The 24481-nt window shown below is 69.2% G+C and carries 21 protein-coding genes; 5 read left to right on the top strand and 16 right to left on the bottom strand.

Features of this window, described 5'->3' with window-relative positions; genetic code table 11:
- Positions 1-95 precede the first annotated feature (95 nt).
- Together ABOD76_RS07960 and ABOD76_RS07955 are read left to right on the top strand one after the other, a co-directional pair.
- A complete protein-coding gene (locus ABOD76_RS07960) occupies positions 96-1424 on the top strand; it encodes a sensor histidine kinase (protein WP_350244277.1) in 1329 nt (442 codons plus the stop codon).
- Position 1425: 1 nt separating this feature from the next.
- Positions 1426-2442, top strand: coding sequence for a chemotaxis protein CheB (locus ABOD76_RS07955; RefSeq protein WP_350244276.1), 1017 nt, complete (start codon positions 1426-1428; stop codon positions 2440-2442).
- A 134-nt stretch (positions 2443-2576) separates the two neighbouring features.
- Here ABOD76_RS07955 and ABOD76_RS07950 read toward each other — a convergent pair whose 3' ends face one another.
- Genes ABOD76_RS07950 through ABOD76_RS07935 form a run of 4 tightly spaced genes read right to left on the bottom strand, consistent with a single transcriptional unit; the run spans position 2577 to position 6383 of the window.
- Positions 2577-2867 (bottom strand): thioredoxin, encoded by a 291-nt coding sequence (locus tag ABOD76_RS07950; protein WP_350244275.1) that lies wholly within the window; start codon positions 2865-2867, stop codon positions 2577-2579.
- Positions 2864-3874 carry a ribonucleotide-diphosphate reductase subunit beta gene (locus ABOD76_RS07945; protein WP_350244274.1) on the bottom strand — a complete coding sequence of 337 codons (1011 nt, stop codon included), beginning with the start codon at positions 3872-3874 and terminating at the stop codon, positions 2864-2866. The genes ABOD76_RS07950 and ABOD76_RS07945 overlap by 4 nt, the downstream gene beginning before the upstream one ends.
- Before the next feature lie 23 nt (positions 3875-3897).
- On the bottom strand, positions 3898-5985 hold the full coding sequence (gene nrdE, locus ABOD76_RS07940) for a class 1b ribonucleoside-diphosphate reductase subunit alpha (protein ID WP_350244273.1): 2088 nt from the start codon (positions 5983-5985) through the stop codon (positions 3898-3900).
- A complete protein-coding gene (locus ABOD76_RS07935) occupies positions 5964-6383 on the bottom strand; it encodes a class Ib ribonucleoside-diphosphate reductase assembly flavoprotein NrdI (protein WP_350244272.1) in 420 nt (139 codons plus the stop codon). Before ABOD76_RS07935 ends, nrdE begins: the two co-directional genes overlap by 22 nt.
- A 467-nt stretch (positions 6384-6850) precedes the next feature.
- Here ABOD76_RS07935 and ABOD76_RS07930 point away from each other — a divergent pair, with 467 nt between their 5' ends.
- On the top strand, positions 6851-7951 hold the full coding sequence (locus ABOD76_RS07930; protein ID WP_350244271.1) for an alpha/beta hydrolase: 1101 nt from the start codon (positions 6851-6853) through the stop codon (positions 7949-7951).
- 281 nt (positions 7952-8232) lie between these two features.
- Here ABOD76_RS07930 and ABOD76_RS07925 read toward each other — a convergent pair whose 3' ends face one another.
- A complete protein-coding gene (locus ABOD76_RS07925) occupies positions 8233-8925 on the bottom strand; it encodes a hypothetical protein (RefSeq protein ID WP_350244270.1) in 693 nt (230 codons plus the stop codon).
- A 68-nt stretch (positions 8926-8993) separates the two neighbouring features.
- Between ABOD76_RS07925 and ABOD76_RS07920 the strand changes: the two genes are divergently transcribed.
- Positions 8994-9263 carry a hypothetical protein gene (locus tag ABOD76_RS07920; protein ID WP_350244269.1) on the top strand — a complete coding sequence of 90 codons (270 nt, stop codon included), beginning with the start codon at positions 8994-8996 and terminating at the stop codon, positions 9261-9263.
- A gap of 25 nt (positions 9264-9288) precedes the next feature.
- Here ABOD76_RS07920 and ABOD76_RS07915 read toward each other — a convergent pair whose 3' ends face one another.
- The gene (locus ABOD76_RS07915; RefSeq protein ID WP_350244268.1) at positions 9289-10218 is read right to left on the bottom strand and encodes a diacylglycerol/lipid kinase family protein; all 930 of its coding nucleotides are present in this window, start codon (positions 10216-10218) and stop codon (positions 9289-9291) included.
- A gap of 151 nt (positions 10219-10369) precedes the next feature.
- Positions 10370-11362 carry a transaldolase gene (tal, locus tag ABOD76_RS07910; RefSeq protein ID WP_350244267.1) on the bottom strand — a complete coding sequence of 331 codons (993 nt, stop codon included), beginning with the start codon at positions 11360-11362 and terminating at the stop codon, positions 10370-10372.
- Positions 11363-12175: 813 nt separating this feature from the next.
- Between tal and ABOD76_RS07905 the strand changes: the two genes are divergently transcribed.
- A complete protein-coding gene (locus ABOD76_RS07905; RefSeq protein WP_350244266.1) occupies positions 12176-12742 on the top strand; it encodes a DUF1990 family protein in 567 nt (188 codons plus the stop codon).
- Between the two features lie 35 nt (positions 12743-12777).
- Here the strand turns inward: ABOD76_RS07905 and ABOD76_RS07900 are convergent, their stop codons facing one another.
- From ABOD76_RS07900 to ABOD76_RS07860, 9 genes are all read right to left on the bottom strand, one after another.
- Positions 12778-14286 carry a sensor histidine kinase gene (locus tag ABOD76_RS07900; protein ID WP_350244265.1) on the bottom strand — a complete coding sequence of 503 codons (1509 nt, stop codon included), beginning with the start codon at positions 14284-14286 and terminating at the stop codon, positions 12778-12780.
- A gap of 426 nt (positions 14287-14712) precedes the next feature.
- Positions 14713-15762, bottom strand: coding sequence for an alpha/beta hydrolase (locus ABOD76_RS07895; protein ID WP_350244264.1), 1050 nt, complete (start codon positions 15760-15762; stop codon positions 14713-14715).
- 84 nt (positions 15763-15846) lie between these two features.
- Positions 15847-16734, bottom strand: a complete 888-nt coding sequence (locus tag ABOD76_RS07890) for a Nif3-like dinuclear metal center hexameric protein (protein ID WP_350244263.1) — start codon at positions 16732-16734, stop codon at positions 15847-15849.
- Positions 16727-17767, bottom strand: a complete 1041-nt coding sequence (locus ABOD76_RS07885) for an ABC transporter ATP-binding protein (RefSeq protein WP_350244262.1) — start codon at positions 17765-17767, stop codon at positions 16727-16729. The genes ABOD76_RS07890 and ABOD76_RS07885 overlap by 8 nt, the downstream gene beginning before the upstream one ends.
- Positions 17764-19770, bottom strand: coding sequence for a dipeptide/oligopeptide/nickel ABC transporter permease/ATP-binding protein (locus ABOD76_RS07880; RefSeq protein ID WP_350244261.1), 2007 nt, complete (start codon positions 19768-19770; stop codon positions 17764-17766). The genes ABOD76_RS07885 and ABOD76_RS07880 overlap by 4 nt, the downstream gene beginning before the upstream one ends.
- Positions 19767-20705 carry an ABC transporter permease gene (locus tag ABOD76_RS07875; RefSeq protein WP_350244260.1) on the bottom strand — a complete coding sequence of 313 codons (939 nt, stop codon included), beginning with the start codon at positions 20703-20705 and terminating at the stop codon, positions 19767-19769. The genes ABOD76_RS07880 and ABOD76_RS07875 overlap by 4 nt, the downstream gene beginning before the upstream one ends.
- A gap of 18 nt (positions 20706-20723) precedes the next feature.
- Positions 20724-21695, bottom strand: a complete 972-nt coding sequence (locus ABOD76_RS07870) for an alpha/beta hydrolase (protein WP_350244259.1) — start codon at positions 21693-21695, stop codon at positions 20724-20726.
- Between the two features lie 60 nt (positions 21696-21755).
- Positions 21756-23306, bottom strand: coding sequence for an ABC transporter substrate-binding protein (locus ABOD76_RS07865; RefSeq protein WP_350244258.1), 1551 nt, complete (start codon positions 23304-23306; stop codon positions 21756-21758).
- Positions 23307-23430: 124 nt separating this feature from the next.
- A complete protein-coding gene (locus tag ABOD76_RS07860) occupies positions 23431-24474 on the bottom strand; it encodes a LacI family DNA-binding transcriptional regulator (protein ID WP_350244257.1) in 1044 nt (347 codons plus the stop codon).
- Positions 24475-24481 lie beyond the last annotated feature (7 nt).

The following is a 24481-nucleotide window of genomic DNA, read 5'->3' as shown; positions in this document are numbered from 1 at the left end:
GACGTCGCCCGATGACCCCGAGCCTCACGTGACGATGGACCCCGAAGCGTTCGCTCCCCGCGTGGGAAGCCGGACGATGGACGGTGGGAGGCAGCGTGAACAGAGAAGCCGAACCGACCCGCGCGTTGCGTGTTCAGGCAGAGCAGGAGCTGCACGGCCAGGGGCCTGCCGGAGCGACGCCGACGCCCGGCGATCCCGTGGCGTTGCTGCAGCAACTCCAGCGGGAACAGCACGAGCTGCTGGTTCATCAGATCGAGCTGCGCCTTCAGAACGAAGAATTGAGCCGCGTCAACGCCGCGCTGGAGCAGACCAGCCACGATTACCAGGAGCTGTTCGATGACGCTCCGGTCGGGTACCTGACGCTGGACGAGACGGGCGGCGTGTGCCGCGCCAACCTCACCGTGTGCCGGATGCTCGGCGTGGAGCGGCCGGGGCTGCTGCGTCGGCGGCTGTCCGCCTTTCTCGCGCCGGAGGAGGTCGGCACCTTCGCGCTGTTCCTGCGGCGCCTGCTCGACCGGGGCGAACGCCAGTCGGTCGAGCTCTGGCTGGTGGGCGCCAACGGGACCCGGTTCGCGGCCCAGCTGCAGGGGGAGGTGGTCGTGACGGCTGACCGGCGCCGCACCGCCTGGCTGATCCTCACCGACATCACCCTGCAACGTCAGGCTCAAGACGAGGTGCGGCGGTTCAATGCGACGCTGGAAGCGCGCGTGGAGCAGCGGACCCGTCACATCCAGGAACTCACCGCGGAACTGGAGACCTTCGTGTCCGGCGTGACGCATGACCTGATGACCCCCCTGCGGCACATCCGCAGCTTCACGGACCGCCTCGCGGAGCAGTTCCAGCCGCTCGAGCCGCAGCAGGCACGGTACGTGCAGCACGTCGAGCACTCGGTGGACCGCATGGAGCAGCAGCTGGAGGCGCTGCTGAACTTCTTCCGGGCGGGCCAGGGCCGCATGCGCTTTCAGGCGGTTCAGCTGGACCGGGTGCTGAAGGAAGTCCTCAAGGACCTTGCGGCGGAGCTGGAGGGCCGCGACGTCCAGCTCACGGCCGAGGCGCTGCCGGTGGTGGAGGGCGACAGTCTGGCGCTGCGGCTGGTGTTTGCGAACCTGCTGGGCAACGCGCTCAAATTCACGCGTGGCCGGACGCCGGCACGCATCGGCGTGCACGGGTGCGAGACCGAGCGCGAGGTCGTGGTCGGGGTGCGGGACAACGGGGTGGGGTTCGATGGGCGCCACAAGCAGCGGCTGTTCGGGATGTTTCAGCGGCTGCACCGCCAGGAGGACTTTGAAGGCACCGGGGTGGGCCTGGCGCTGGTCCGGCGGGTGATCCACCGGCACGGCGGGCGGGTGTGGGCCGAGGGAAAAGTCGGCGAGGGCGCCAGCTTCTGGTTCAGCCTGCCCAGGAACCCCACGGAGCGGCCCTGACATGCCGCGCCCCCCTCCGATACCCCTGGTGGTGATCGGCGGTTCCGCCGGCGCGCTGGACGGCCTGATGCGGCTGGTGGCGGACCTGCCCGGCGACTTCCCGGCGGCCGTGCTGGTCGTGATCCACCTGCCCCCGGATCAGCCGAGCCTGCTGCCTGAACTGCTGCACAGCGCCGGACCGCTGCCCGCCAGGGCGGCCGTGGACGGCGAGCCGGTGCAGGCCGGCCAGGTGTACGTGGCGCCCCCCGACCACCACCTGCTGGTGGGTCCCGACCGGCTGCAGCTGTCGCGCGGCCCGAGGGAAAACCGCTCGCGGCCCAGCATCGACGTGCTGTTCCGCTCGGCCGCCTATACGCACGGCGGGCACGTGGCGGGCGTGCTGCTGTCCGGCATGCAGGACGACGGCACGTCTGGCCTGTGGGCCATCAAGCAGTTCGCGGGAACGGCCATTGTGCAGCACCCCGAGGAGGCCACGTACCCCGACATGCCACTCAGCGCCATCCGGCTGGTCGAGGTGGACGACATTCTGCCGGTGCGGGAGATGGGGGCCCGGCTCAGCGGCTGGGTGAACACCCTGGGCGCCAGGGAGGGGGGAGAGCGGATGGACGACGCGGAACGTCGGCGGGTGGAGCTGGAGCTGGGCATCGCGGCCGAGGACAACGCCTTCGGGGCGGGCATCCTGAATCAGGGCCCGCTCTCTCCGTTCACCTGCCCGGAATGTCACGGGGTGATGGTGCAGCTCAAGGAGGGCGCGCACACGCGCTTCCGCTGCCACACCGGGCACTCCTTCACGTCCAGCACGCTGATGTCCGGCGTCCGGCAGATGGTCGAGGACTCGCTGTGGTCGACCGTGCGCGCGCTCGAGGAGCAGGTGATGCTGCTGGAGCACCTCGGCAAACACCTCCGGGAGGCGGGCCAGCTGGACGAAGCCGACCGGCTTGAGCGGGAGACGAGGGAAGCCCTGCAGCGGAGCGAGCTCCTGCGGCGCGTTGCCGTCAGAAAGGAGCCCCCGCCGTAAGCCTCCGGGCGGGGTGGGCCGCCCGGAGGGACCACCGGGGGTGGGCGCTCCGGAAGCGGTCACCCTGGGCGGGAGCGCGACCCGAGCGTCGTCCGCGCCCCGGCACCGCCGCTGCCACGCGCCGCACCGGCTCCTCAGACCGTGCCGGTCTCTTCCCCGTTCAGCCGCGTCTGGAAGAACCGGTGCACCTCGCTCAGGCCGGTCGGGTGCAGCAGCGCCGCGCTCGGGCGGTGCAGCAGGGTCGGGGTTGACCGGACGGCGTGGAGCCGGGTGAGGTGCTCGAATTCCTCGGGATCCCGCTGGCGATGCACCACCTCGATCTGCGGGGTGAACTGCCCTTTCAGGGGGCCGCTGAGCATGCGTTCCAGGCGCTCGCAGGCTGGGCAGTGGTCCTGGGTGAGCAGCACGAAGGGCCGGTCCGTCATGGGCGCCCCGCCGGGGGGCTGTCCTCGGGGAAGCCGCCGGACCACAGCGCGGCAACGTCGTCGTCGGTCAGCGCTTCCACGCCGATCCGCGCGTAGCTGCTGCCCTTGGCGCTGAAGAAGTCGTGGGTGGTCCCCTGCGTCTGGATGCCGTTGTGCACCACCGGGTGGATGGCCTCGTCGGGAAAGGGGCGCTCCAGGTCGAGGTTGTCGGCCAGCACGTTGAAGTTGAAGCGGATGAAGCGCTCCACCTCGGCCTGCAGGCCGAGGCCGGCGTACAGCACGTCCGTGTATGCCAGCTCGTTACGGTACAGGGTCTGCAGCGTCTGCTGGTACCACGCCCGCGCGCTGGCCTGCTCCGGCCCGCTCAGCGCGGCGTACTGTTCCTGGGCCAGCAGGGCCACGTACACGCCGTGCAGCGCCTCGTCGCGGATGATCAGGTTGAACAGCTCCCCGGCCGACGTCATGCGGCCCTGCCCGGCCAGGTACAGCGGGTAGAAGAAGCCGCTGTAGAACAGCGCCGTCTCGAGCATGCACGACACCACCAGCTTCTTCCACAGGCCCAGGCCGGACCGGTCGGGGTCCGCGAAGATGCCCTCGATCACCTGGATCTTGAACTGCAGCTGCGGCTGGGCCTGTACCCACTCGAACACCTCGCGCTCCTGGCTGGTGGTCAGGAAGGTCTTGTTCATCAGGCTGTAGCTGCGCGCGTGAATGTCCTCCATCATCCCCTGGAACTGCAGGGTGGCCTTGCGGATGTGACCGTGGACCAGCCCGCGCAGGGTGGGCATCCCCACCTCGCCCTGCAGGGTGTCGAGCGCATTGAGGCCCGCCGAGGCGTGGATGTAGGTCCAGCGCTCCGGCTCGCTGAGCTGCTGCCACGCCAGCGCGTCGTTGGTGAGCGGCAGTTCGTCGGGGAACCACAGCTGGGCGGTGTAGTTCTCGTAGAAGGTCGCCGAGAAGTGATCTTCGGGGTCGGACCAGTTGGTGGCGGAAAACGGCTGTGACATGGAATTCCTTTCGGGCGGGGCCGTCACACCACGCAGCTGAGGCAGTCCTGCACGCTGGTCTTGCGCAGGCGGGTGTAGTACAGCGTCTTGAGGCCCAGGCGGTAGGCGTAGAGGTAGTAGCGCTGCAGCGTGCGGGTGGTGACGGTGCCCGGCACGAACAGGGTGCAGCTGATGCCCTGGTCCACGTGCCGCTGGGCGGCCGCCACCGTGTCCAGCACCCGCCGCTGGTCCAGGTCGTAGGCCTCCTCGTAGTACCACTCGGTGGTCTCGTTCAGGTGCGGCATCGGATAGATGGTGCGCGCCTTGTTGCTGGTGCGCGTCTCGACTTTCTCGGTGATCGGCATGATGCTGGCGCTGGCGTGCGAGACGTAGCTGATGCTGCCGGTGGGCGCGACCGCCATCACGAACGAGTGCGCCAGGCCGAACTGTTGGATGTCCTGCACCAGCTGCTGCCAGTCCGCGCGGGTGGGCAGCACGTGGCCGTGAAACAGCCGGGCCACCTCCGGGGTCTTCGGCAGGAAGTCCTGCTCCAGGTACTGCTGGAAGTGCTCGCCGCTGTGGTAGCGGCTGCCCTCGAAGCCCGCGAACACGAAGCCGGTGTCGCGGGCGATCTCCATGCTGGTCTTGCGGGCGTGATAATGCGCGGCGGCGAAGAACACGTCCACGAACTCCAGCGCCTCGGGACTGCCGTACATCAGTTCGTTCGCCGCCAGGAACGAATGCAGGCCCATCGCGCCCAGGCCGATGGAGCGCATCTGCTCGTTGGCTTTCTTGACGGCCGGCACCTCGTGCACGCTGGTGGAGCGGGCCACGTTGTCGAGCAGCCGCACGGCCGAGCGCACCACCCGCCCGATGTCGCCGCTCGCCACGGTCTGCTCGATCACCAGCGACGCCAGGTTGCACGACACGTCCAGGCCGATCACGTCGCGGTGCTCCTGCCCGTACGCGTGAAAGGTGCTGGGCAGGGTCGGCTGCAGGATCTCGCTGCACAGGTTGCTCATCTTGATGCTGCCCACGTTGGGCAGCGGGTTCGCGCGGTTGGCGTTGCCCTCGAACAGCAGGTAAGGGTACCCGCTCTCGCCCTGGGTGATGGCGATGTCCTCCAGCACCCGGCGGGCCGACACGCGCTTCTTGCGGATGCGCGGGTTGTCGGCCAGCGCCTGATAGTCGCGCGTCCAGTCGATGCTGGTGAAGGCCTGCCCGGTCTCCTGCCACAGCGAGTGCGGGTAGAACTGGTAGATGTCCTCGCCCGCGCGCACCTTGTCCATGAACACGTCGGGGATGGTCGCGCCCACGCTGAGCGTCTTGAGGCGCGCGTCCTCATCGGTGGCGATCTTCTTGGCGTTGAGGGTGTCCAGGAAGTCCGCGTGCATGACGCTCAGGTAGATGGCGCCCGCCCCCGGCCGCTGGCCCGCCTGGTCGGCGTAGCGCAGCATGTTGTCCAGCATCTTCGCGACGCCCATCACGCCCTTGGTGACGTTCTGGATGCCGCGCAGGCTCTCGCCGCGGGCGCGCAGGTTGCTGACGTCCACCCCGATGCCGCCGCCCCCCTTGCTGAGCTCCGCCACGAAGCTCAGCGTCTTGGTGATCGAGTCGAGGTTGTCGGTGCAGTCCTGCAGCAGAAAGCAGCTCACCAGCCGGCCGGTGTTGGCCTTCCCGCTGTTCATCAGGGTGGGGGTCGCCGGGGTGAAGGTCTGGTTCACCAGGTGATGCACCAGTTCCAGCGCCTCCCGGCCGGAGTCCGCGCGGGCCAGGGCGGTGATGGCCATGCGGTCCTCGTAGCGCTCCAGCCAGCGGGACCGGTCGGGCGTCATGGTGGCGTACTCGCTGTAGAACTTGTAGGCGCCCATGAACGAGCGGAAGCGGAACTGCTGGGCGTCCGCCTCATCGAAGACCGCCTGCACCTCCGCGGGCGTGTACCGCTCGAAGACGCTGCCGTCCCAGATGCCCTGCTCGGTGAGGCTCCTGATTTTCTCGTCCAGGCTGCCGAACACGGCCGTGTTCGGGTTGACGCGGTCCCGGAAGTACACCTGCAGGGCGTCGAGGTCGTGCCGGGTGTCCACGGTGGCGCCGGCCAGCACCTTGTTGTTCAGTTCGATCCAGGGGTCCATGCGGCCTCCAGCATGTCGGGTGAGAGAGAAGGGCGGTGGTGGGCCTGCACCCACCGGACGATCCGGGCGACATCCGCGTCGCTGCCGGCCTTGTTGACCTTCGCCACGACCGGCACGTGATAGTGGGCGGCGATCAGGTCCGCGGCGCGCGCGAAGGTGTCGCCCCAGTGGTACGAGCCGCTGGCGACCACCCCGCGCAGGCCCGCGCTGTGCCGGGCGAGAAAGGCGCTGGTGGCGCCGGGCACCGTGCCGCGCTGGAAGGTGTAGGTCAGCAGCAGGTAGTCCCCCTGTGGCACGGCGTGCCGCAGGTCCAGCGCGTCCGGCAGGCCGGCCTGCCGCGCCACCCGGCCGGCCAGGCGGCGGACGTTGCCGGTCAGGGACTCAAAGACCAGCTGCATGGGGCCCGTGAGGCACAGCGGGAGGGTCACTCGGTTCGGTCATCACATCGGCTCCAGACACAGCGGCACAAGGGCACGGCCGCACGCGGGGGCTCCCGCGTGCTCCACGTCATAAAAAAGACGCGCCCAGTTCAGGACACGTTCAAAGCAGGTTTAGTTGCGCAGCATGCATCCACCTGACGCCCTTGACGCGAGGGCACGCGAGACGTGGTATTCCGCGAGGCGAGCGTTCGGACTGAAACCGTAGCGCGACTGTGCCGGACTGAACCCCGTGGGGGCGTGACCGGACTTCCCTCAATTCCTGCGGAGGCTTTCACCGTGAAAGCACCAGTGGATACTATATGTTGTACTTCCATCAATCAAGCGGCCACCCCTGGACCCGGATGGGCCATGATGATCCGGGAGTCGCGGCCAGGGCCACGGCCGGTCCGGTGGTCCGGTGCCCGTCCCTCTCCACAAGGAGTCCCATGAACCCACCTCCTGCTGAACGGCGGCGTGCCCGTCGCCTCCTCCGGGCCGGCCTGCTGGTCCTGCTCGGGGCCGCCGCGTATCGCCTGCTCCGCCCGGCCCGGCGGCGTCCCGAGCCGCTCCCGGACCACACGCTTCCCCCGCTGGATTCCCGGATGAAGCTGATCGGCACCCTGCTTCAACGGGCGCCCGGCCCGTCCATGTCCGACATCACCCCCGAGGAGCTGATCGAGCGGTCCAGCACCCCGCACTCGGGGCTGATGTTCCGCCTGATCACCGGCTGGCCCCGGCGCGGGGTGCGTCGGGAGGACCGGACCGTGCCGGGGCGTGCCGGCCCGATCCCGGTGCGCGTCTACACCCCGGAGCGTCCTGCCCGTGCGCCCAGACCGCTGGTCCTGGCATTTCACGGGGGCGGGTGGGCTCAGGGGGAGCTGAACATGGCCGACTGGATGAGCAGCACGGTCGCGGCCGACCTGGACGCCGTGGTGGTCTCGGTGGGGTACCGCCTGGCACCGGCCCATCCCTTCCCGGCCGCGGTCGAGGACTGCTTCGATGTCCTGACGTGGAGTGCCGCGAACATGGCCTCGCTCGGCGCCGAAGGCCGGATCGGGGTGATGGGGGAGAGTGCCGGCGGCAACCTCGCGGCGGTGGTCTGCCTGCTCGCCCGCGACCAGGGCGGCCCGGCCATTCACCATCAGGCGCTGATCTACCCGGCCACCGACCTGGGCTTCGAGTCGGAGTCGCGCCGCACGCACACCCATCAGATCATCCTGACCCGCGCGGACATGCAGGCCTACGAGCGCTTCTACCTCCCCGAAGGGACCCCGAACACCGACTGGCGGATCTCGCCCCTGCGCGCCCCGAGCCACGAGGGGCTGCCCCCCGCGCTGATTCAGGTGGCCGGGTACGACCCGCTGCACGACGACGGTGTGCGGTATGCCGAGGTGCTGCGCGCGGCGGGCGTCCCGGTGGTGCTGGACGCCTACCCCTCCATGCCGCACGGGTTCACCAACTTCCCGTACTTCAGCCGGGACGCCCGCCCGGCCATGCGGCAGGTGGTGGCCCAGCAGCGTCAGTTCCTGAAGGCAGGACCTCCGTAAGGCCGGTGGCCGGGAGCGGGGACCGGTTCACGCCCATCCCCAGGACGGAGTCATGGAGCGGCTCTGACCTTCGGTGAAGCCGTGCGGCGTTGGTGTGGAGCCGGTCGCGCGTCAGCGGGCCCGGCGCTCCTGCCGGTGGACGACCGGGGGTCCAGGGACCGGAGCATGGCGCCTCCACGCTGGTGCCCCTCCACAGCAAAAAAAAAGCCGACCCGCAGGTCGCCTTGATTTCTCTACTCTACCCCGGTATGCAGCGGGTGTCAACGCCATGCGGTGTCCGCTCATGGCTCCGTCTCCTGCCCATCTGCCGCCTGCGCGCTCAGCGCGTCGGCCTGGGCCCGCGCCGCGTCCGCCAGGTCATTCAGGGCCGTGATCTGCTGCTGGCTGGGCGCCTGCGACAGGGCGGCCATCTGGGCCACCGCCTGCTGACTCACCAGGCGCAACGACTCCAGCTGCCCGGTCGCTTCCCGGACTTCGATCGCCTCAATCTCTTCATGCACCTGCGCATTGACGTCCTCGAGCAGGTCGATCTGCGCCTGGGATTGGCTGCGCTGCTGCACGTCATGAATCAACCGTTCGAGCGTGACCAGCTGGGCCTGGGCACTCTGGTTGATCTCCCCCAGCACCTCCACGCTGATCTGGTCGACCGGGGTCGACGTGACGGCCTGCAGCGCCAGCGTCACCACCTGCTCGACCTGCCGCACCATCTCGAGCTGCTCGCGGCTGGCCTCCAGCAGCTCGTCGGTATCGAGCTGCACGGTGCCGGTTTCGGGCGCCTGCAGGCTCTGCGCGATCTGCTCCAGCGCCCGGCTGATGCCCGGCTGGCTGCGCCCCACCGCCACGATGCGCTCCAGGGCCGCGGTCTGCTCGAGGCCCGCCATGCCCACGTGCTCCCGTGCGGCCAGCACGACCCGCCGGTCGGCGAGCCCCTGCGCTCGGATCTGGCGCAGGGTCAGGGAGGGGAGGTGGTCCATGCCTGATCATACGCGCCCACCCACGACGTGGCGGCCTGCTCCCGCTGGTTCTGCGCCTGCTCGGCCGGGTGTTGCTCTGGACCGTTCCGCTCAACGGTCGTCGCGCCTGTTTCGACGGCTGTCGGAGCGGAACGGGAAAGGCCCGCCAACTCGCTGAAGGAGCGATCGCTGCTCAGGTCATCGCCAGCGAGGGCGAGCAGGCCAAGGAGCTCGCCGAATCCCATCCGGTGCCGGGCGAGGTGCTGGTGCTGCCGGTGAACAGGCGAGCAGCACCATGGGCAACGCGCCCCGACGCGTGCCATGAGCGGATCTCGTGGGTGCACTGGGATGTTCGTTGAGTGTCTCAGCCTTTAACGGCCGTCTTCAGGTGGTCAGGTCCTCGTGCGTTCCCTGGGTCAAAAACCGCGCCGCACCCGGCAAGACGCGCACGCTGGCTGGAAGGGCCGCGTCCTGAAGTTCGCCATCGTACTGGAGGGGAAGCTGTTGGTCGGCCATCAGGGTCGCCTCCCGGCATTCGTAGAGCTCCAGCCGGTCCTCGAACATGGGGTCACCCAGATTCAGGCGGCTGCGTACACTGTCGATCAGGGTGGGGAGCAGGCTGAGCGGCGTCAGCCCCTTCAACACAATGACGGCCAGCCGCCCGTCCGAGGGGTCGATGCCGCTGGCCACCGGCAGGCGAAAATTGGCCATCCCGAAGTTGGCGAACATCACCGAGATGCCTCGGGTCTCGATGAGCTTCCCGTCGAGTTCCAGACGAAAATTGACCTGCTGTGGCGTGAACTGCTTGAGCGCGCTGAGCAGATACGCCATCGCGCCAAAACGCGGCTTGAGCTCCTCGCTGTCCTTGATCATGGCGGCGTCGATCCCTGCGCCAGCCATCAGGGTGAAGCCCCACGTGAGGTCGCCGGAACGCAGTTCGGCCAGGTCGGTCCTGAGGATGTTTCCGCCGTCGAGCACGTCCGCCAGGGCGTCCGGCGTGGTCGGGAGATTCAGATTCTGGGCAATCAGGTTCGCCGTTCCTGCAGGAAAGGCGAGCAGCGGGACGTTCATCTCGCGGGCCTCGTAGGCGATCGAGCTGACGGTGCCGTCCCCGCCCGCCACCACCAGCGCCTGATACTCGCGCGCGTCCCGCACGTGTTCCGCGTTGCGCTCCGGGTCGTCCAGCAGACGTTCCGTGACCTCATAGCCGCGGGTCTGGAGCATCGCTGTGAAGGCGTCGACGTCGGCGTTGCCCTGGCCTGATTTCGGGTTTTTGAGCAGCAGCACCCGGCGTGCAGGAGCGGGGAGACTCATGCGGACCGTCCTGTCCCCGGCACGTCGCCGGCACACATCCATTGTGGGTGAAGGAGGGCAGGCGCGCTGGGTCGGAGCCGGCCTATGGGCGACATCCGTGGAGTTGGCGCTGGATTCCGGCCTGGACGGCCTGGACTCTGAACCATGCGGGTCATGCCTGGTCCGCCTTGGCCGCGGCACCCTGGACGTCGCGCTCGCCCGCGTCGAGCTGTTCCACCAGGTCCCGGAGTTTGAGGTAATCCACGTGAAACTGCCGCAGGCCCTCGTGGAGCTTCTCGCCCGCCATCTGGTTCACGATCAGGGCCCACAGAAAGGTCGCCTGGCTCACGGGCGGCGTGTGCTCGGCCGAGTGGAACGCCTCGGGGGAGAGCTGCCGGGTCAGGACACCCTGATCCTTGTCGAGCTCCCCCAGCAGGGCGGCACTGACGGTCAGGCGGTCGCAGCCGGCGAGCGCCTCGACCTGAGCGGCGCTGCGGAAGGACGCCCCCATGATCACCGTCTGGAAGCCCTGCTGTTTGAAGTGCGCGTAGATGCGCTTCACCGACTGCACCCCAGGGTCGTCCTCCACCGGGTAGCTGTCGCGGCCCTCGGCTTTCTTGTACCAGTCCGTGATGCGTCCCACGAACGGTGAGATCAGGAACACGCCCGCCTCGCCGCACGCGACCGCCTGCTCCATCGAGAAGACCAGCGTGAGGTTGCAGTGGATCCCCTGCTGCTCCAGCTGGCGGGCGGCCTGAATGCCTTCCCAGGTGGCGGCGAGCTTGATCAGGATCCGGTCGCGCCCGATGCCTTGTTGGTCGTACAGGGCGATCAGCGACTGCGCCTTCTGAACCATGCCCTCCACATCGAAGGACAACTGCGCGTTCACCTCGGTCGAGACATGACCGGGCACCAGACGCGCGAGCTCCGTGCCGAACCGCACCGCCAGCTTGTCGAGCGTCCGTTCGATGCTGTCGCCGGCCGCGCGGGAGGCCAGGACCACGTCACGGACGAGTTCGGCGGATTCCTCCTGCTGGGCGGCCTTGAGAATCAGGGAGGGGTTGGTGGTGCAGTCGCGTGGCCGGAACTGCTTGATGGCGTTCAGGTCGCCGGTGTCGGCCACGACGGTGGATATCTCTCGCAATTGATCGAGTTTACTGGGCATGTCAACACTCCTTGATTCAGCGGCCGGTGGTGGCCAAAGCAGCGGGGCGGGGAACGCCGGTCGTCCCTTTGCCCTATCACCTGACCTGCCTCAGGTCCAGTGCTAAACGCAACGCTCTGCAGACGCTGAAGGTCCGCGCTTCGCTGGCTGGTCGGTCGAGCGGGGTGAAGGCCGAGGCCCGGTGGGCTGTGCCTGACCTCCGGGACACCCAGAACCGACCCGGCGTGTTCCGTCGCAGCGGCCCCTCCCAGGCTTGCTGGCCGCGTGTGCTTCCATGGCCCATGAGAAAAGGAGCTCTTCGCGAACGAGGATGAGCTCGGACCGGGGGAGCACGCGGGGCACGTGGCCCGGACGGGCCGTCAAAGCGGGAAAGCTGATCCCGCCGGTGGCCTGAAACGAGGGCCAAAGCGCCTCTGGAACCCACGGACGGATGTGGCTCCGGTCCCGTGCACTTCCCTCATGCGCTGCTCAATTTCTCACGGGCAGACCAACCTTCTCTGAACGCGCCTGCACGTGCAGCTCAACCACGGTGCGCTTCTCTGCCCTAGCCTGCGCTGAGGAGTCGGGTCGCTGGACTCGTGTGATGGAACGGGCAAGAGCCGCGGACTGGGGCACACCGGCACCACGCCGGGCCGGTCTATTTTCCGTCAACCCGTTCTCGACCAAGGCGCTGAGGACTCGCGTCATCTGTGAGGTGATTTCGTGTTTCCGCGTTTCCTGAAACTGTTGACCGCTGGACTTTCGGCAGCGCTGACCGTGTTGATCGTGAAAGGGCCGGCGGACCCGTTGCGGCCGTCGACGCCCGAGGATGGCGTGGGTCCCCTGACCCGCCGGCGGTACTGGGTGGACATTGAAGGTGCCACCCGTGCCCCGGAGGACGTGGCAACCGAGTGGCGCGATCACCTGGCGGACCACGCGCCGAAGTGGCTCGCGTGGTTCCGTGGGTTGGACCATCCGGTGCCGCCGGTGCGGCAGGGCGACCGGCTGTGGATTCAGATGGTCGGGGTCCGGCGGGGTCGCGTGGTGATCGAGCACGTCGACGCGTTGGGGTTCCGTGCGCGCACGCTGCGACTTCATCCGGACGCGGGCACCTCCGATTTCCGGGTGTATCCGGGCGAGCAGCCCGGCCGGATGGTGCTGCAGGTCGAATCGCTGATGCGGACCAACTCGGCCTTCGACCGGCTGGCGTACATCCTGGGCGTGCACGCGGCGCAGCGGCGCTGCTGGGAGCTGACGTTGACCAGCGTGGCCCGTTTCGCGGGCGGGCGGATCGAGAGCCGCGGGCACGAGTCGCTGGAAATGCCGCACATGGCGCATTCGTACACCCTGCCGGACCTGCCAGACGTGCGGATCGGCAGCACGAGCGAAACGGTCAGCTGAAGCGTGATCCTGGTGGGCGGCGCGGCTTCGCTGATTCAGGCGGGCAGGGTGAAGCTGAAGGTCGCGCCCTCGCCGGGAACTGCCGTGGCCCAGATCCGGCCACCGTGGCGCGTCACGATGCGCTGCGCGGTGGCGAGGCCGACGCCGACCCCCTCGAACTCACTGGCCGGATGCAGCCGCTGGAACACCCCGAACAGCTTGCCCGCGTCCTGCGGATCGAAGCCGACCCCGTTGTCTCGCACCTCAATCACCCATTCCGTCTCCTGGAGGCGCGCCTGAATCCCAATGGTGGAGACGGGACGCTGCCGGCTGTACTTCAGGGCGTTCTGCAGCAGGTTGCTCAGCACCTGATGCAGCAGCGTCTCGTCCCCCTGGACCACCGGCAGGGTCCCCACCGTCCAGTGCACCTGCCGCCCTCCCAGATCCGGCTGCAGCTCGGCTTGCAGCCGGGTGATCACGCGTGCGAGGTTCACCGGCGACCGGCGCAGCGGCTCGCGGGCCTGCCGGGCCAGGGTCAGCAGCGACTCCACCAGCGCGTCCATCTGGCCCGCCGCCTGTTCGATCACCTGCAGGTAGGCGGCGCTCTTCTCGTGGTCGTCCTGCGCCAGGGCGCGCCGCAGCAGGCCCGCGAAGCCGCTGATGTGGCGGATGGGTGTGCGCAGATCATGCGAGACGCTGGAGCTGAAGGCGTCCAGTTCTGCGTTCAGGTCGGTGAGTTCCAGCGTCCGTTCCGCGACCTGCGCTTCCAGGCTCGCCTGCCAGGCCTGGCGTTCGCGCTCGGCCCGTTTGATCTCGCGGATGTCCCTGGTGACGGTCGCGAAGCCGACCGGCGCGCCCGTGGCCGGGTCGCGCACCGTGAAGATGGTGCGGTGCACGTCGATCGCTTCGCCGGTGCCCTGGTGAAGCAGGCGCATCTCGCCCTGCCAGTGGCCGGTGGCGCGCACCGCGGGCCACGCCTGCTGAATGAGCAGGTCCTGGTCCTCCGGATGCACCAGGTCAGCCAGCGTCGCCTGTTCGGGAATCCTGCCCTCGTACCCGACCAGGCGGCGGCCCGCCGTGTTGATGTACAGCAGGCGGTTGTCGAGGTCCGAGAACGCGATGAAGTCGGTGCTGGCCTCGGCCACCTGGGCCAGCTGGTCACGCTCCTGATCGATGCGCCGCTGCTCGGTGAGGTCCCGGATGTAAGCGGCGAAGTAGGTCCGGCCCTCGAAGTCCAGCGGGTGGAACACGATTTCACACGGGAAGATTTCCCCGCCGCGCCGCTGGGCCACCGTCTGGACCCGGTGATTCACCAGATGCGGGACCCGCGTGGCGACATAGCGCTTCATGCCGTGCTCGTGGGCGGTCCGGTACGCTGGGGGAATGATCAGGGTGCTGAGCGGCTGCCCCAGCACTTCCGCGCGAGGAAACCCGAACATCCGCTCGGCGGCCGAATTCCACTCCACCACCAGATTGTCCTGATCGATGGCCACTATGCCGTCCAGCGAGGCCTGGAGCATGGCCTGCGCAATGGCGGTGGTCGCGAGCGGGAGGGAGGCGGGCACGTTGATGCTGTGCAGTCTACTGGACCGGTCCGGTGGGGTGCGCCGCCGTCGCACCCATTGGGGGGTGCCTTCGGGGAACGCCCGTGAACGGCTGGGCTGCTCGGCGACTCGCCTCGGTCACTGCGGTCCGGCGGACTTGGGTGGCGGAAGAAGCGGAGCGGGGGAGGAGCGGGAGCGCCCCGTTGCGCGGCTGAGCAGGCACAATTCCCCTCCAGCCGCGCCGCCGGGGCGGGCACGGAGGCAGGTGGGCCGAGGGCGCCCACCGCTCACGCCACCACAAGGCCCAGCACCACCGAGAGGGGCCGCGTCCACCGGACGGTGTCGCTGTCCACCGCGATGCGCTCCGGCGGCTGTGGCACCACGGATTCGGAATCATCGAGGATGTCGCGCGTCCTCCTCTTGTCCCGGAGCGGTCCGGCCGCCTGCTTACCGGGTGTCCGGCAACACCGCGTGAGCCGCTGTGGACTCGGGCGCGGGAATTGCCATCCTGGCCTGATCAAGCGCGTCCTGCGGAGCCGCAGGATGCAATGCCCGGTGCATCACCTCCAGGCGCGTGTGGATGATGCGCCGGCTGAGTGCAGCGTCCGGGGCCAGGAATTCCGAGGCGTGAAACGCGCCAGGGTACACGTGCAGTTCGGTCGGAACGCCCGCCTGCATCAGGCGAAGGGCGAACCCGATGTCCTCGTCGCGGAACACGTCGAGTTCACCCACGTCGATGAAGGTCGGCGGCAGATCCCTCAGGTGCTCCGCGCGCGCGGGGGCCGCGTAGGCATCGGGCTGTTGCCCGCCGAGGTACCAGGCCCACGCCTCGGCGTTCTTCGCTCCGTCCCAGATCGGCCCGAGCTCACCGAACGCGCGGGCGGAGGGGGTGTCGTTGCGGTCGTCGATCATCGGGTACAGCGCCATGACCTGACACAGCCGGGGGCCGCCCTGATCGCGGGCCATCAGGGCGACGGCCAGCGCCAGCCCACCGCCCGCGCTGCCTCCCCACACCCCCAGCCGCTGCGCGTCGACGCCGAGGGAGACGGCGTTCGCGCTCATCCACACCAGCGCGCCATAGCAGTCCAGCAGCGCTGCCGGGTACGGGTGTTCCGGCGCCAGACGATACTCCACCGAGACGACCACCGCGCCAAGGTGCTCGCACAGGGTCGCGGCGAATTGGTGCTCGTGGGCGACGCTGCCGCCCCACATGCCCCCCCCGTGGATCAGCAGCAGCCCCGGACGATGTTCCTTCCCCTGCCGGGGATGGTAGCTGCGGACCGTGGCGTCCGGCTGCCCCGGCAGACCGGGGATCACCTGATCCTGCCAGCGCACCTGTTCGACGGGGGGCAGGCCGGCGGTCATGGCGGCGAGCTGATCTTCGCTGGCCCGCCGGCGGAGGACGGGGTCCGCATCCCAGGGGGCGGCGGCGTACAGACGGGTAATGGCCGCCAGGGGCGCCCGACACTCGGGGTCGACGCGGTCATGAAAGGTCACGCAGAAACTTCCTTTTCTTGAGGAGCGAGGGCTGAACAGGGCGTGGGCGAGGTGGGAGCGTTCTGGCCCGCCACCCTGCTGGGCTCAAACGGTCCGAAACGGGTCACCGCAGGGGATGTGGGTGACCGGCACGCCAGGACAGAGGGGACGCAGCCATTCGGCCAGGTAGGCCATGCCCGGCTCCTCGCTGAGGGCGTGTCCCACGACCAGCATGCCTTTCGGCCGGCCGAAGGCCTCGGCGTCCCGGAGGAACTCGCAGGTTTCCCACTCGCGCGTTTCTCCGCTGATCACCACGTCCACGTCGTCGCGCTGCAGGGTGGCGATGGTCATCTTGCCCGGCAGGGCGCCCAACGTCAGGCCCACCCGGCGGACGCTCAGGTCATCCGGGCCGATCATCCGCACCGAAGCGGCGCCCAGCCGGTCCTTCAGCTGCCGGGCGAGGTCCACCAGGGACGTTTCCGGGATCGTGGCGATGCCCGTGGCAGCGCCGGCGATCCGCTTGTCCCAGCCGTTGCCGGCGGTCATGGCCTGCATCTGCATCACGTCATGCATGGAGACCGCCGGCGGGTCGACGGTCCACCCCATCAGGTTCGCCAGGCCCGTCACGATGCCGTCCGGACGCATCATGTGCCAGTAATCGTGGAAGCGCCAGATGACCATGCCGTGGTCCTCGATCAGGCGGCGTTTCGCCTGATAGACCGGGTCCCCTTCGAGCCAGCTGAGGTCGTCGGTGTCCTCGGCGGAGTAGAAGGTGGGTTCGTGCGTGATGATCAGATTGGCGCCCTGATCGGCGGCCTGACGGATGACGTCGGCCGTCGCCAGGAAGGTGGTGACGATGCCGGTGAGCGGCGCGTCCGGATCGCCGGTTTTGAAGGTGTCGGCCGTGTGGGAGAGGGCCGGCACGGCAGCCTGAGCGAGGACGGTGTCGATGGCGTTCCGGACGGACAGGGGAGTTGAGGGCGCGTCATTCATGGGAGAACACCTCCGGGGTGGGGCGCAGGGCGCGCCATTCGGGATAGCGGTGGCAGGCGGTGAGGCCGCCCGCGTCGGTCGGGACCAGCGGGGGGCGCTCGGCGCGGCAGATGTCGATCACGTACGGACAGCGCGGCGCAAATGGGCACCCCTGGCTGGTCGTCAGGAGGGAAGGGGCGACAGCGCTGGCCGCCACCTGGCGCGCCATGGTGTTCCGTTGGCGCTGGACCCGCGGGTTGGCCACCGGGGCCGCGTCCAGCAACTCCTGGGTGTACGGGTGCGCCGGATTCCCGGTCACGGCCCTCGCCGGGCCCGTCTCCATCACCTGCCCGAGGTACAGCACGTAGATGCGGTCGGAGATGTAGCGCACCACCTCGATGTCGTGGCTGATGAACAGGTAGCTCAGCTGCTTGCCGCGCTGCTGCTCGACCAGCAGGTTCAGGATCTGCGCCTGGATCGAGAGGTCCAGGGCGCTGACGGCCTCGTCGCAGATCACCAGCTGCGGGTCGACGATCAAGGCGCGGGCGATCGCCAGGCGCTGCTTCTGCCCGCCGGAGAACTGCGCGGGGTAGCGGGCGGCCGCTTCGGGCGGGAGGCCCACGCGTTCCAGCGCGTCCGCCACCCGCTGGCGCAGTTCGGGGCCAGGACGCAGGCCATGGACTTCCAGCGGCTCACTGAGGGAGCGGCCGACGGTGAGGTAGGGGTTGAGCGAGGCGTTGGGGTCCTGGAAGACCACCTGCAGGATCCGGCTCAGGTCACGTCGACCGCGCGGACCCAGGTGGGTGATGTCCCGCCCAGCGAGGGAAATGGAACCGGCGTGGACGGGAGCCAGGCCGAGGGCGGCCTTGGCGACGGTGGACTTGCCGGAGCCGGACTCGCCCACCACCCCAACCGTTTCGCCAGGGAAGACGTCGAGGCTGACGTGATCGGAGGCCTTGAGCACCGGGTCACGCCGGCGCCGTCGGTACTGCACCTCCAGGTCCCGGACTGAGAGCAGGGGGAGGGGCCGGCCGAGTTGCTCGGTCTGGGTCATGAGGCCTCCTGGTGGCCCGCGGCTGGGGTGGTGGCCGTGGCGTGGGGTGCCCGACCCGGCGCAGCTGTCGGGAACACCTCGTCGATGCGGACGCAGCGACTGAAGTGCTGATTCACCGGTTGCAGGAGTGGCACCGGTCCAGCGGTGCATTCCGGCGCGGCGAAGGCACACCGGGCGGCGAAGCGGCAGTGGGTGGGCCAGGAGCCTGGGGGCGGCACGCGCCCAGGGATCACCGTGAGCGGTTCCCCCGGCTGGGCGTGCGCGGGATTGGCGCCGAGCAGGCCCAGGGTGTAGGGGTTCAGCGGCCGGTCGAACAGCTCATCCACCGCTGCGTCTTCGAACACCTGCCCGGCGTACAGCACAAGGACGCGGTCGCACAGGTCCGCCACGACGCCCAAATTGTGCGTGACGATCAGCACCGACATGCCGGTGCCCTCCTGCAGCTGGCGCAGCAGGCCCAGGATCTCCTTCTGCACCGTGACGTCCAGCGCTGTGGTGGGTTCATCCGCGATCAGTAATCTGGGCCGTCCGGAGAGGGCCATCGCCATCGCGACGCGCTGGGCCATGCCGCCAGACAATTCGTGCGGGAAGGAACTCAACACGCGTTCCGGCTGGCGGATCTGCACCTGCCGCAGCAGCTCCAGGCAGCGCTCCCGGTTCCTGGTGCCGGACACCCGATCATGGAGGCCGACCAGTTCGCCGAGCTGGCTGCCGACGGTGAAGGCCGGATCCAGGCTGGACAGCGGCTCCTGGGAAATCAACCCCAGCGCCCGGCCGCGCAACCGGTCGAAGGCCCGGTCGTCGAGGCCAGTGATGTCCTGACCCTCGAACCACACCTGGCCGCCGCGGATCCGCCCGCCGCTCGCCAGCAGCCGGAGCACCGCGAGGGCCGTCACGCTTTTGCCCGCTCCGGACTCGCCGACCAGCCCGACCGTCTCGCCGGGGTGAACATCGAAGCTGACGTGATCGACGATCAGCGTCTCCTGTCCACGCTGCTCGAACACCACGCTCAGGTCCCGCACCGACAGCAGGGCGGCCGGATCCGCCGGGCGCGCAGGCGAGCTCGCTGCGGTCCGCGCCCTCGTCTCATTGGGGGTGGAGCCTGTCGTTCCCCTGGCCGGGCGTGCCACCTCGGCGGCGCTGCCGACATCGGCGGTGGCGTCGCGCAGGGCATTGCCGAGCAGCATCAGCGCCAGGGCCATCAGCGCGATCAGCCCGCCCGACGGCACGAGCAGCCACGGTTGGGTGCTGATCTGCTGCGCGGCCGCCGCGACGATCTGCCCCCACTCCGCCTCGCCGGGGCTGGCGGTCAGCCCCAGGAACCCCAGCGCCACCGCGAACAGCAGCGCATTCGCGGCCACGAAGGACGCCTGCACGATGGCGGTGCGGGTCACGCCCGGCAGGATGTGGCGGGCCATGATGGTGCCTTCCGACACCCCGGCGATGCGCGCGGCGGCCACAAAGTCCGCTTCCTTCAGCGGCAGGGTGACGCCGCGGATGATGCGGGCGAAGCCGGGCGCGACCAGCAGGCCCAGGGCGATCATCGCCGCGTTCAGGTTGTTGGGGAAGACCGTGAGCACCACCAGCACCAGGATGATCGCGGGGATGGCTAAGACCAGATCGGTGACGAACGACACGGCGCGGTCGAGGGCGCCACCGAGGTAGCCGGCGAGGATGCCGACCGGCACGGCGACCAGCACGGCGGTCAGCACCGCTTCCAGGATGCCCAGCAGCGCTTTGGTGCCGCCGTACAGCAGGCGGCTGAGAATGTCCCGGCCCAGCTCGTCGGCACCCAGCAGATGACGGGCGGTGGGGCCGCTGAGGCGGGCCGGCAGGTCGAAGGCGTCGGGGGTATACGGAGCAAGCTGCCGGGCGAACAGCGACGCGAGGACGATCAGCGTCAGGAACGCCAGCGCAACGACGGCGGTGGGTTGCCGCAGCAGGGCACGCAGGAGCGGGAAGCGGCGCGGTCGGATGAGGGGGGGAGCGGCGAGGTGGGTCACACGCGGATCCTCGGGTTGAGCCAGGCGTACAGCAGATCGATCAGCAGGTTCACCACCACCACGATCACCGTGAAGTACAGGACGATGCCCTGGATCACCGGGAGGTCGTGCCGGCCAGTGGCTTCCACCGCCAGGCCGCCCAGGCCGGGGAGGGCGAAGACGTTCTCCGCGATGATGGTGCCGCCCAGCAGCGCGATGAACACCAGCCCGATCACGGTCAGGACCGGAACACCGGCGTTGCGCAGGGCGTGGCGGTAGATCAGCGAGGCGGGCCGGACGCCGCCGGCGCGCAGGGTGCGGATGAACGGGCGCTCGAGCACGTCGAGCATGGCGTTGCGGGTCTGCTGGGCGATCAGCCCGATGGCCGGCCCCGCCAGCACCGCGACGGGGAGGACCAGGCTCCGCAGCCAGCCGCCCAGGGACGTGCCGGGGGTCACGTAGCCGATGGCGGGCAGCCAGTGCAGGCGAACGGCGAAGATGGCCACGAGCACCAGCGCGACCCAGAAGTTGGGCAGGACGATGCCGAGCAGCGACAGCACGTCGACGCTGCGGGCGAGGGCGCCGCGCTTGAGGGCGCTGGCGATGCCCAGCGTGACGCCGATCACGCTCGAGACCAGCGCGGTCAGCAGCACCAGGGACAACGTGACGCCGAGGCGGGCGTTGAGTTTGGCGATGACCGACTCGTTGTTGAAGATGGAGGTGCCGAGGCTGCCGTGCGCGAGGGTGCTGACCCACTGGGCGTACTGGACCGGGACCGGCTGGAGCAGGCCGAGCTGCTCGCGCAGCCGCTGGTATTCCTCGGGGGCGCGGTTCTGGCCGAGGATCACGACGGCCGGGTCGCCGGGGGTGAGCGACACGAGGAAGAAGGTCAGGGCGGTGACGAAGATCAGCAGCGGGATCGAGAGCAGCAGCCGGTGGCCGAGGATGCGCAGCATGGGAGGCTCCCGGACGGCTCAGGTGTCCTGAAGTGCGGGGACGGGGTCGGGGACGCCGTGGGCGCGGCGCAGGACCGCGAGCACCTCGTCGCGCCAGGCGCGCGCCGACGGCATCGTGCGGGTGAAGGCGGACGAGCCGTGGATGTGGCCTTCCCCGAGCGTGAGCGTGACCGGCACGCCCGCTTGCCGTAGGCGCTCAGCATAGGCGGTGCCGTCGTCTCGCAGCGGGTCGTATTCAGCGATCATGATGTGGGCGGCCGGCAGCCGGGTCAGGTCGTCGGCCAGCAGCGGGGAGACGTACGGCTCGCTCGCCAGGGCTTCGGCCGTGAGGTAGTCGCGCCGGCACAGTTCCAGGGTGTGGAACGTCAGGCCGTACCCCTCTCCGAGCGTGTGGCAGGACGGCTGACGGAACGTCAGGTCCAGTGCCGGCACTTCCAGCAGCTGGAACGTCAGAGCGGGTCCGCCCTCGTCGCGGAGCTTGAGCGTGAGGGCGGCGGCGAGGTTCGCGCCGGCCGACTGCCCGCCGACGGTGATCCGGCTGGGGTCCACCCCCAGAGCCCCGGCGTGCTCGACCAGCCAGTGCAGCGCCGCGGCGGCGTCGTTCAGGCCGGTGGGGTACTGATGCTCGGGTGCCTTGCGGTACTCCACCGACACCACCACGCAGCGCGCGCCGATGCAGCGCTCGCGGCAGGCGGCGTCGATGAAGCGGCCGTGGATGGTGCCCTGCGACCACCCGCCGCCGTGCAGGAACAGGTGCGCGGGATGCGGCCCCGGTTCGAACGGCTGATAGACGTACACCTCGATGTGGCCGCCGTCCACCGGAAGTGTGAACGCCTGGCGTTCGCGGACGGCCGGGCCCGGCTCGCCCATGGTGTCAAACAGCAGGTCGCTCTGCCGGTTGACTTCGGCGCGCCACGCTGGGTGGTCGGTGATCTCCGGCTGCTCCGTGAACTGCGGCAGGAGGGGTTCGAGGAAGGGATCGATCGGCATCGGGTGCTCCTTGTGGGGCGGCGCGCGGCTGAGCACGGTGGAGCACGCCGCCGGGGAGGCTTACTTGACGGGTCTGACGTCCAGGATGTCGATGACCGGCTGCGCGCCGGACGGGGTGGCCAGCGTGACCTTTTTCGGGTCGTACACGTAGTTGAGCTTGCCGCTGTAGACCGGCACGAACCACGCGTTCTTGGTCATGAAGCTGTTGATCTGCTTCGCGATCGGCGCGGCCTTGGACGGGTCGGTGACGCGCAGCTTGTCGATCAGCGCCTCGAACTGCGGGACCGGCGTCTTGTCGGGGTTCCAGACGGCGCCGGGATGGAAGCAGCAGTTCCAGGCGAGCAGGGTGGGGTTGGTGGCGCCGAGCGCCGCGGCGGACACCGCGTACTTGCCGGAGGTGAGGCCAGCGAAGAAGTCGGAGCCCTGGGTCTTGTTGTCGATCTTGGCCTTGACGCCGATGGCCTGCCAGTACCCCACGATCGCCTGCACCAGGGTGTCGAGGCCGGCGATGGGCGTGGACAGGATCGTCAGCTCGAAGCCCTGCGGGTAGCCGGCGGCGGTGAGCAGCTGCTTGGCTTTGGCGACGTCGTAGGGGTAGGCGTTGTCGAGGGACGCGTCGTAGCCGTCGGCGCCCTTCAGGAACTGCGTCGAGATCGGGTCGCCCTGCCCGCCGCCGAGTGCGGTCGCGAGGGCTTTGCGGTCGAGGGCGTAGTTCAGCGCCTGGCGGACGCGGACGTCCTTGAGCGCCGGGACGATCTTGCCGCTCTTGTCGAGGAAGTCGAGGCCGAGGATGTTCTGCGGGACGCCGGCGCTCTTGAGGCCGGCGCCGACCGCCGATTGGATCAAGGAGGCCTGGGCGGGCCAGGCGACCTGCGCCTGACCGGCGCGGACGGCGTCCAGGGCGGCCTGCGGGTTGGTGACGACCTTCAGGACCAGCTTGTTCCACTGCACCTTGGCCGGATCCCAGTAGTTGGGGTTGGGGACGTAGGTGTAGGTGTCGCCGGTGACGGTCTGCTTGGCGTCCAGGACGTACGGGCCGGTGCCGCAGGTGGCGGCTTTCAGCAGGGCGGGGTTGGCGGAGGCTTTGGGACAGGGAATCACGCCGGACAGCCAGGTGCGCGACAGGAACAGCAGCGCCAGCGGGTTCGGGTCGGTCATGGTCAGCCGCACCTTGAGCGGCCCGGTGACCTGGACGGATTTGGTGCCCAGGTTGACAGCCACCGGGGACTTGTTCTTCATCTGCAGGTCGAGCCAGCTCTTGACGGCCTTGGCGTCAAAGGTGCTCCCGTCGCTGAACTTCACGCCGGGGCGCAGGGTGAGGTCCAGCACCTTGAAGTCCTTGCCCACCCAACTCCAGGCGGTGGCGAGGCCCGGCTTGTACTTGGCGTCGTAGTCGAACTTGATCAGCGAGTCGTACGCGGGCGTGTAGTAGTACTCGTTGGACGCTTCGCCGCTGGACGGGTCGAGAGAGGCGGGGGCGGCGCTGATGGCGACCGTCAGGGTGCCGCCGGGCGGGGTGGCGGCCGACGCGGCGGGGGCGCTCAGGAGCAGCGCCAGGGTCAGCAGCGGGGCGGCGGGGGCGGGACGCGGGGTGCGCTTGGGGGTGTTCATCGACTTCCTCCGGGGGGTGGATGGGGTCTGGGGCAGCGGGCCTGAGCGGGAGTATCAGCGGTCCGGTGGTGGGCGCATACGCCGTCCTTTCCTTGGCAAACGTTTGCCCAAGCGGGAAAAAAATTCAGAGTCTGCGCACGGTGTCGCGGAGAACCAGACGATACGGGTACAACTGCACGGCCGGGACCTCGGCTCCCTGCAGCGCGTCGATCAGCGTGCGGGCGGCGAGCACGCCGAGCTCGTAGAAGTCGAAGGCCACGGTCGAGAGCCGCAGCATCGGGTGAGCCGCGATGTCCAGGTCGTCGAAGCCCATCACGGACACGTCTCCCGGAATCGAGAGCCCCTGCTCCAGGATGAACTGCATCGCGCCGATCGCCAGGTTGTCCGACGCGGCCAGCACGGCCGTAGGCCGGTGCGGGAGCAGGTGCGCCATCGCCTGATAGCCGCTGCCCTCGGAGGCGGTGTCCCGCCCGTGCGGAGAGACGTCCCCGTGCACCACCAGGTCCGGGTCAGGCCGGATGCCGTGCGCCGCGAGGGCGTCCTGAAAGCCGCGGAAGCGGTCCAGGCCCACGGCACGGTCGTTCAGGTCGCCGGTGATCATCGCGATGCGGCGGTGCCCGTTGCCGATCAGGTGGTCGGTCGCGTCGTAGGCCGCGTGGTAGTTGTCGACCAGCACGCTCGGCAGGCCGTCGCTGGAGAAGTTCTGCGCGAACACGACGGTCGGCAGGGCATGATGCTCGCGCCACGCCCGGTGCGCGTCCGTGTACGTCGCGGCGGCCCACAGCACCCCGTCGATCTGCTGCTGACGCATGATCGAGAAGCATTCGATTTCCCGTGAGGTGTCCGCCGCGGTCGTCATGAGCAGCAGGGTGTAGCCGGCCTCGCGGGCGTAGGATTCGGCGCCCTCCAGGATCTGCGCGGCGCCGGAACTGCCGATCTCCGGCAGCATCACCCCCAGACAGCGGGATTGCCGGGTCTGAAGGCCGCGGGCGAGGGTGTTCGGCACGTACCGCAGTTCCTCGATCGCCTGCATCACCCGCAGGCGGGTGGGTTCGTCCACCGGCTTCGAGTTGTTGACGACGCGCGACACGGTAGAAAACGACACCCCAGCCACGCGCGCAACGTCCTTGATGGTGGCCGGCTTGACCGGCGTCCGGGCCCGCGACATTGATTTC

The organism is Deinococcus sonorensis KR-87, assembly GCF_040256395.1.
Lineage (GTDB): Bacteria > Deinococcota > Deinococci > Deinococcales > Deinococcaceae > Deinococcus > Deinococcus sonorensis.
This window is presented reverse-complemented; position numbering and strand designations above follow the sequence as displayed.

What these genes read in the sequence shown, in the direction of transcription:
- ABOD76_RS07955 (WP_350244276.1), top strand. Translation starts at nt 1,426, where the DNA reads ATGCCGCGCCCCCCTCCGATACCCCTGGTGGTGATCGGCGGTTCCGCC.
- ABOD76_RS07950 (WP_350244275.1), bottom strand. Translation starts at nt 2,867, where the DNA reads ATGACGGACCGGCCCTTCGTGCTGCTCACCCAGGACCACTGCCCAGCC.
- ABOD76_RS07945 (WP_350244274.1), bottom strand. Translation starts at nt 3,874, where the DNA reads ATGTCACAGCCGTTTTCCGCCACCAACTGGTCCGACCCCGAAGATCAC.
- nrdE (WP_350244273.1), bottom strand. Translation starts at nt 5,985, where the DNA reads ATGGACCCCTGGATCGAACTGAACAACAAGGTGCTGGCCGGCGCCACC.
- ABOD76_RS07935 (WP_350244272.1), bottom strand. Translation starts at nt 6,383, where the DNA reads ATGCAGCTGGTCTTTGAGTCCCTGACCGGCAACGTCCGCCGCCTGGCC.
- ABOD76_RS07930 (WP_350244271.1), top strand. Translation starts at nt 6,851, where the DNA reads ATGAACCCACCTCCTGCTGAACGGCGGCGTGCCCGTCGCCTCCTCCGG.
- ABOD76_RS07925 (WP_350244270.1), bottom strand. Translation starts at nt 8,925, where the DNA reads ATGGACCACCTCCCCTCCCTGACCCTGCGCCAGATCCGAGCGCAGGGG.
- ABOD76_RS07915 (WP_350244268.1), bottom strand. Translation starts at nt 10,218, where the DNA reads ATGAGTCTCCCCGCTCCTGCACGCCGGGTGCTGCTGCTCAAAAACCCG.
- tal (WP_350244267.1), bottom strand. Translation starts at nt 11,362, where the DNA reads ATGCCCAGTAAACTCGATCAATTGCGAGAGATATCCACCGTCGTGGCC.
- ABOD76_RS07890 (WP_350244263.1), bottom strand. Translation starts at nt 16,734, where the DNA reads ATGAATGACGCGCCCTCAACTCCCCTGTCCGTCCGGAACGCCATCGAC.
- ABOD76_RS07885 (WP_350244262.1), bottom strand. Translation starts at nt 17,767, where the DNA reads ATGACCCAGACCGAGCAACTCGGCCGGCCCCTCCCCCTGCTCTCAGTC.
- ABOD76_RS07875 (WP_350244260.1), bottom strand. Translation starts at nt 20,705, where the DNA reads ATGCTGCGCATCCTCGGCCACCGGCTGCTGCTCTCGATCCCGCTGCTG.
- ABOD76_RS07870 (WP_350244259.1), bottom strand. Translation starts at nt 21,695, where the DNA reads ATGCCGATCGATCCCTTCCTCGAACCCCTCCTGCCGCAGTTCACGGAG.
- ABOD76_RS07865 (WP_350244258.1), bottom strand. Translation starts at nt 23,306, where the DNA reads ATGAACACCCCCAAGCGCACCCCGCGTCCCGCCCCCGCCGCCCCGCTG.
- ABOD76_RS07860 (WP_350244257.1), bottom strand. Translation starts at nt 24,474, where the DNA reads ATGTCGCGGGCCCGGACGCCGGTCAAGCCGGCCACCATCAAGGACGTT.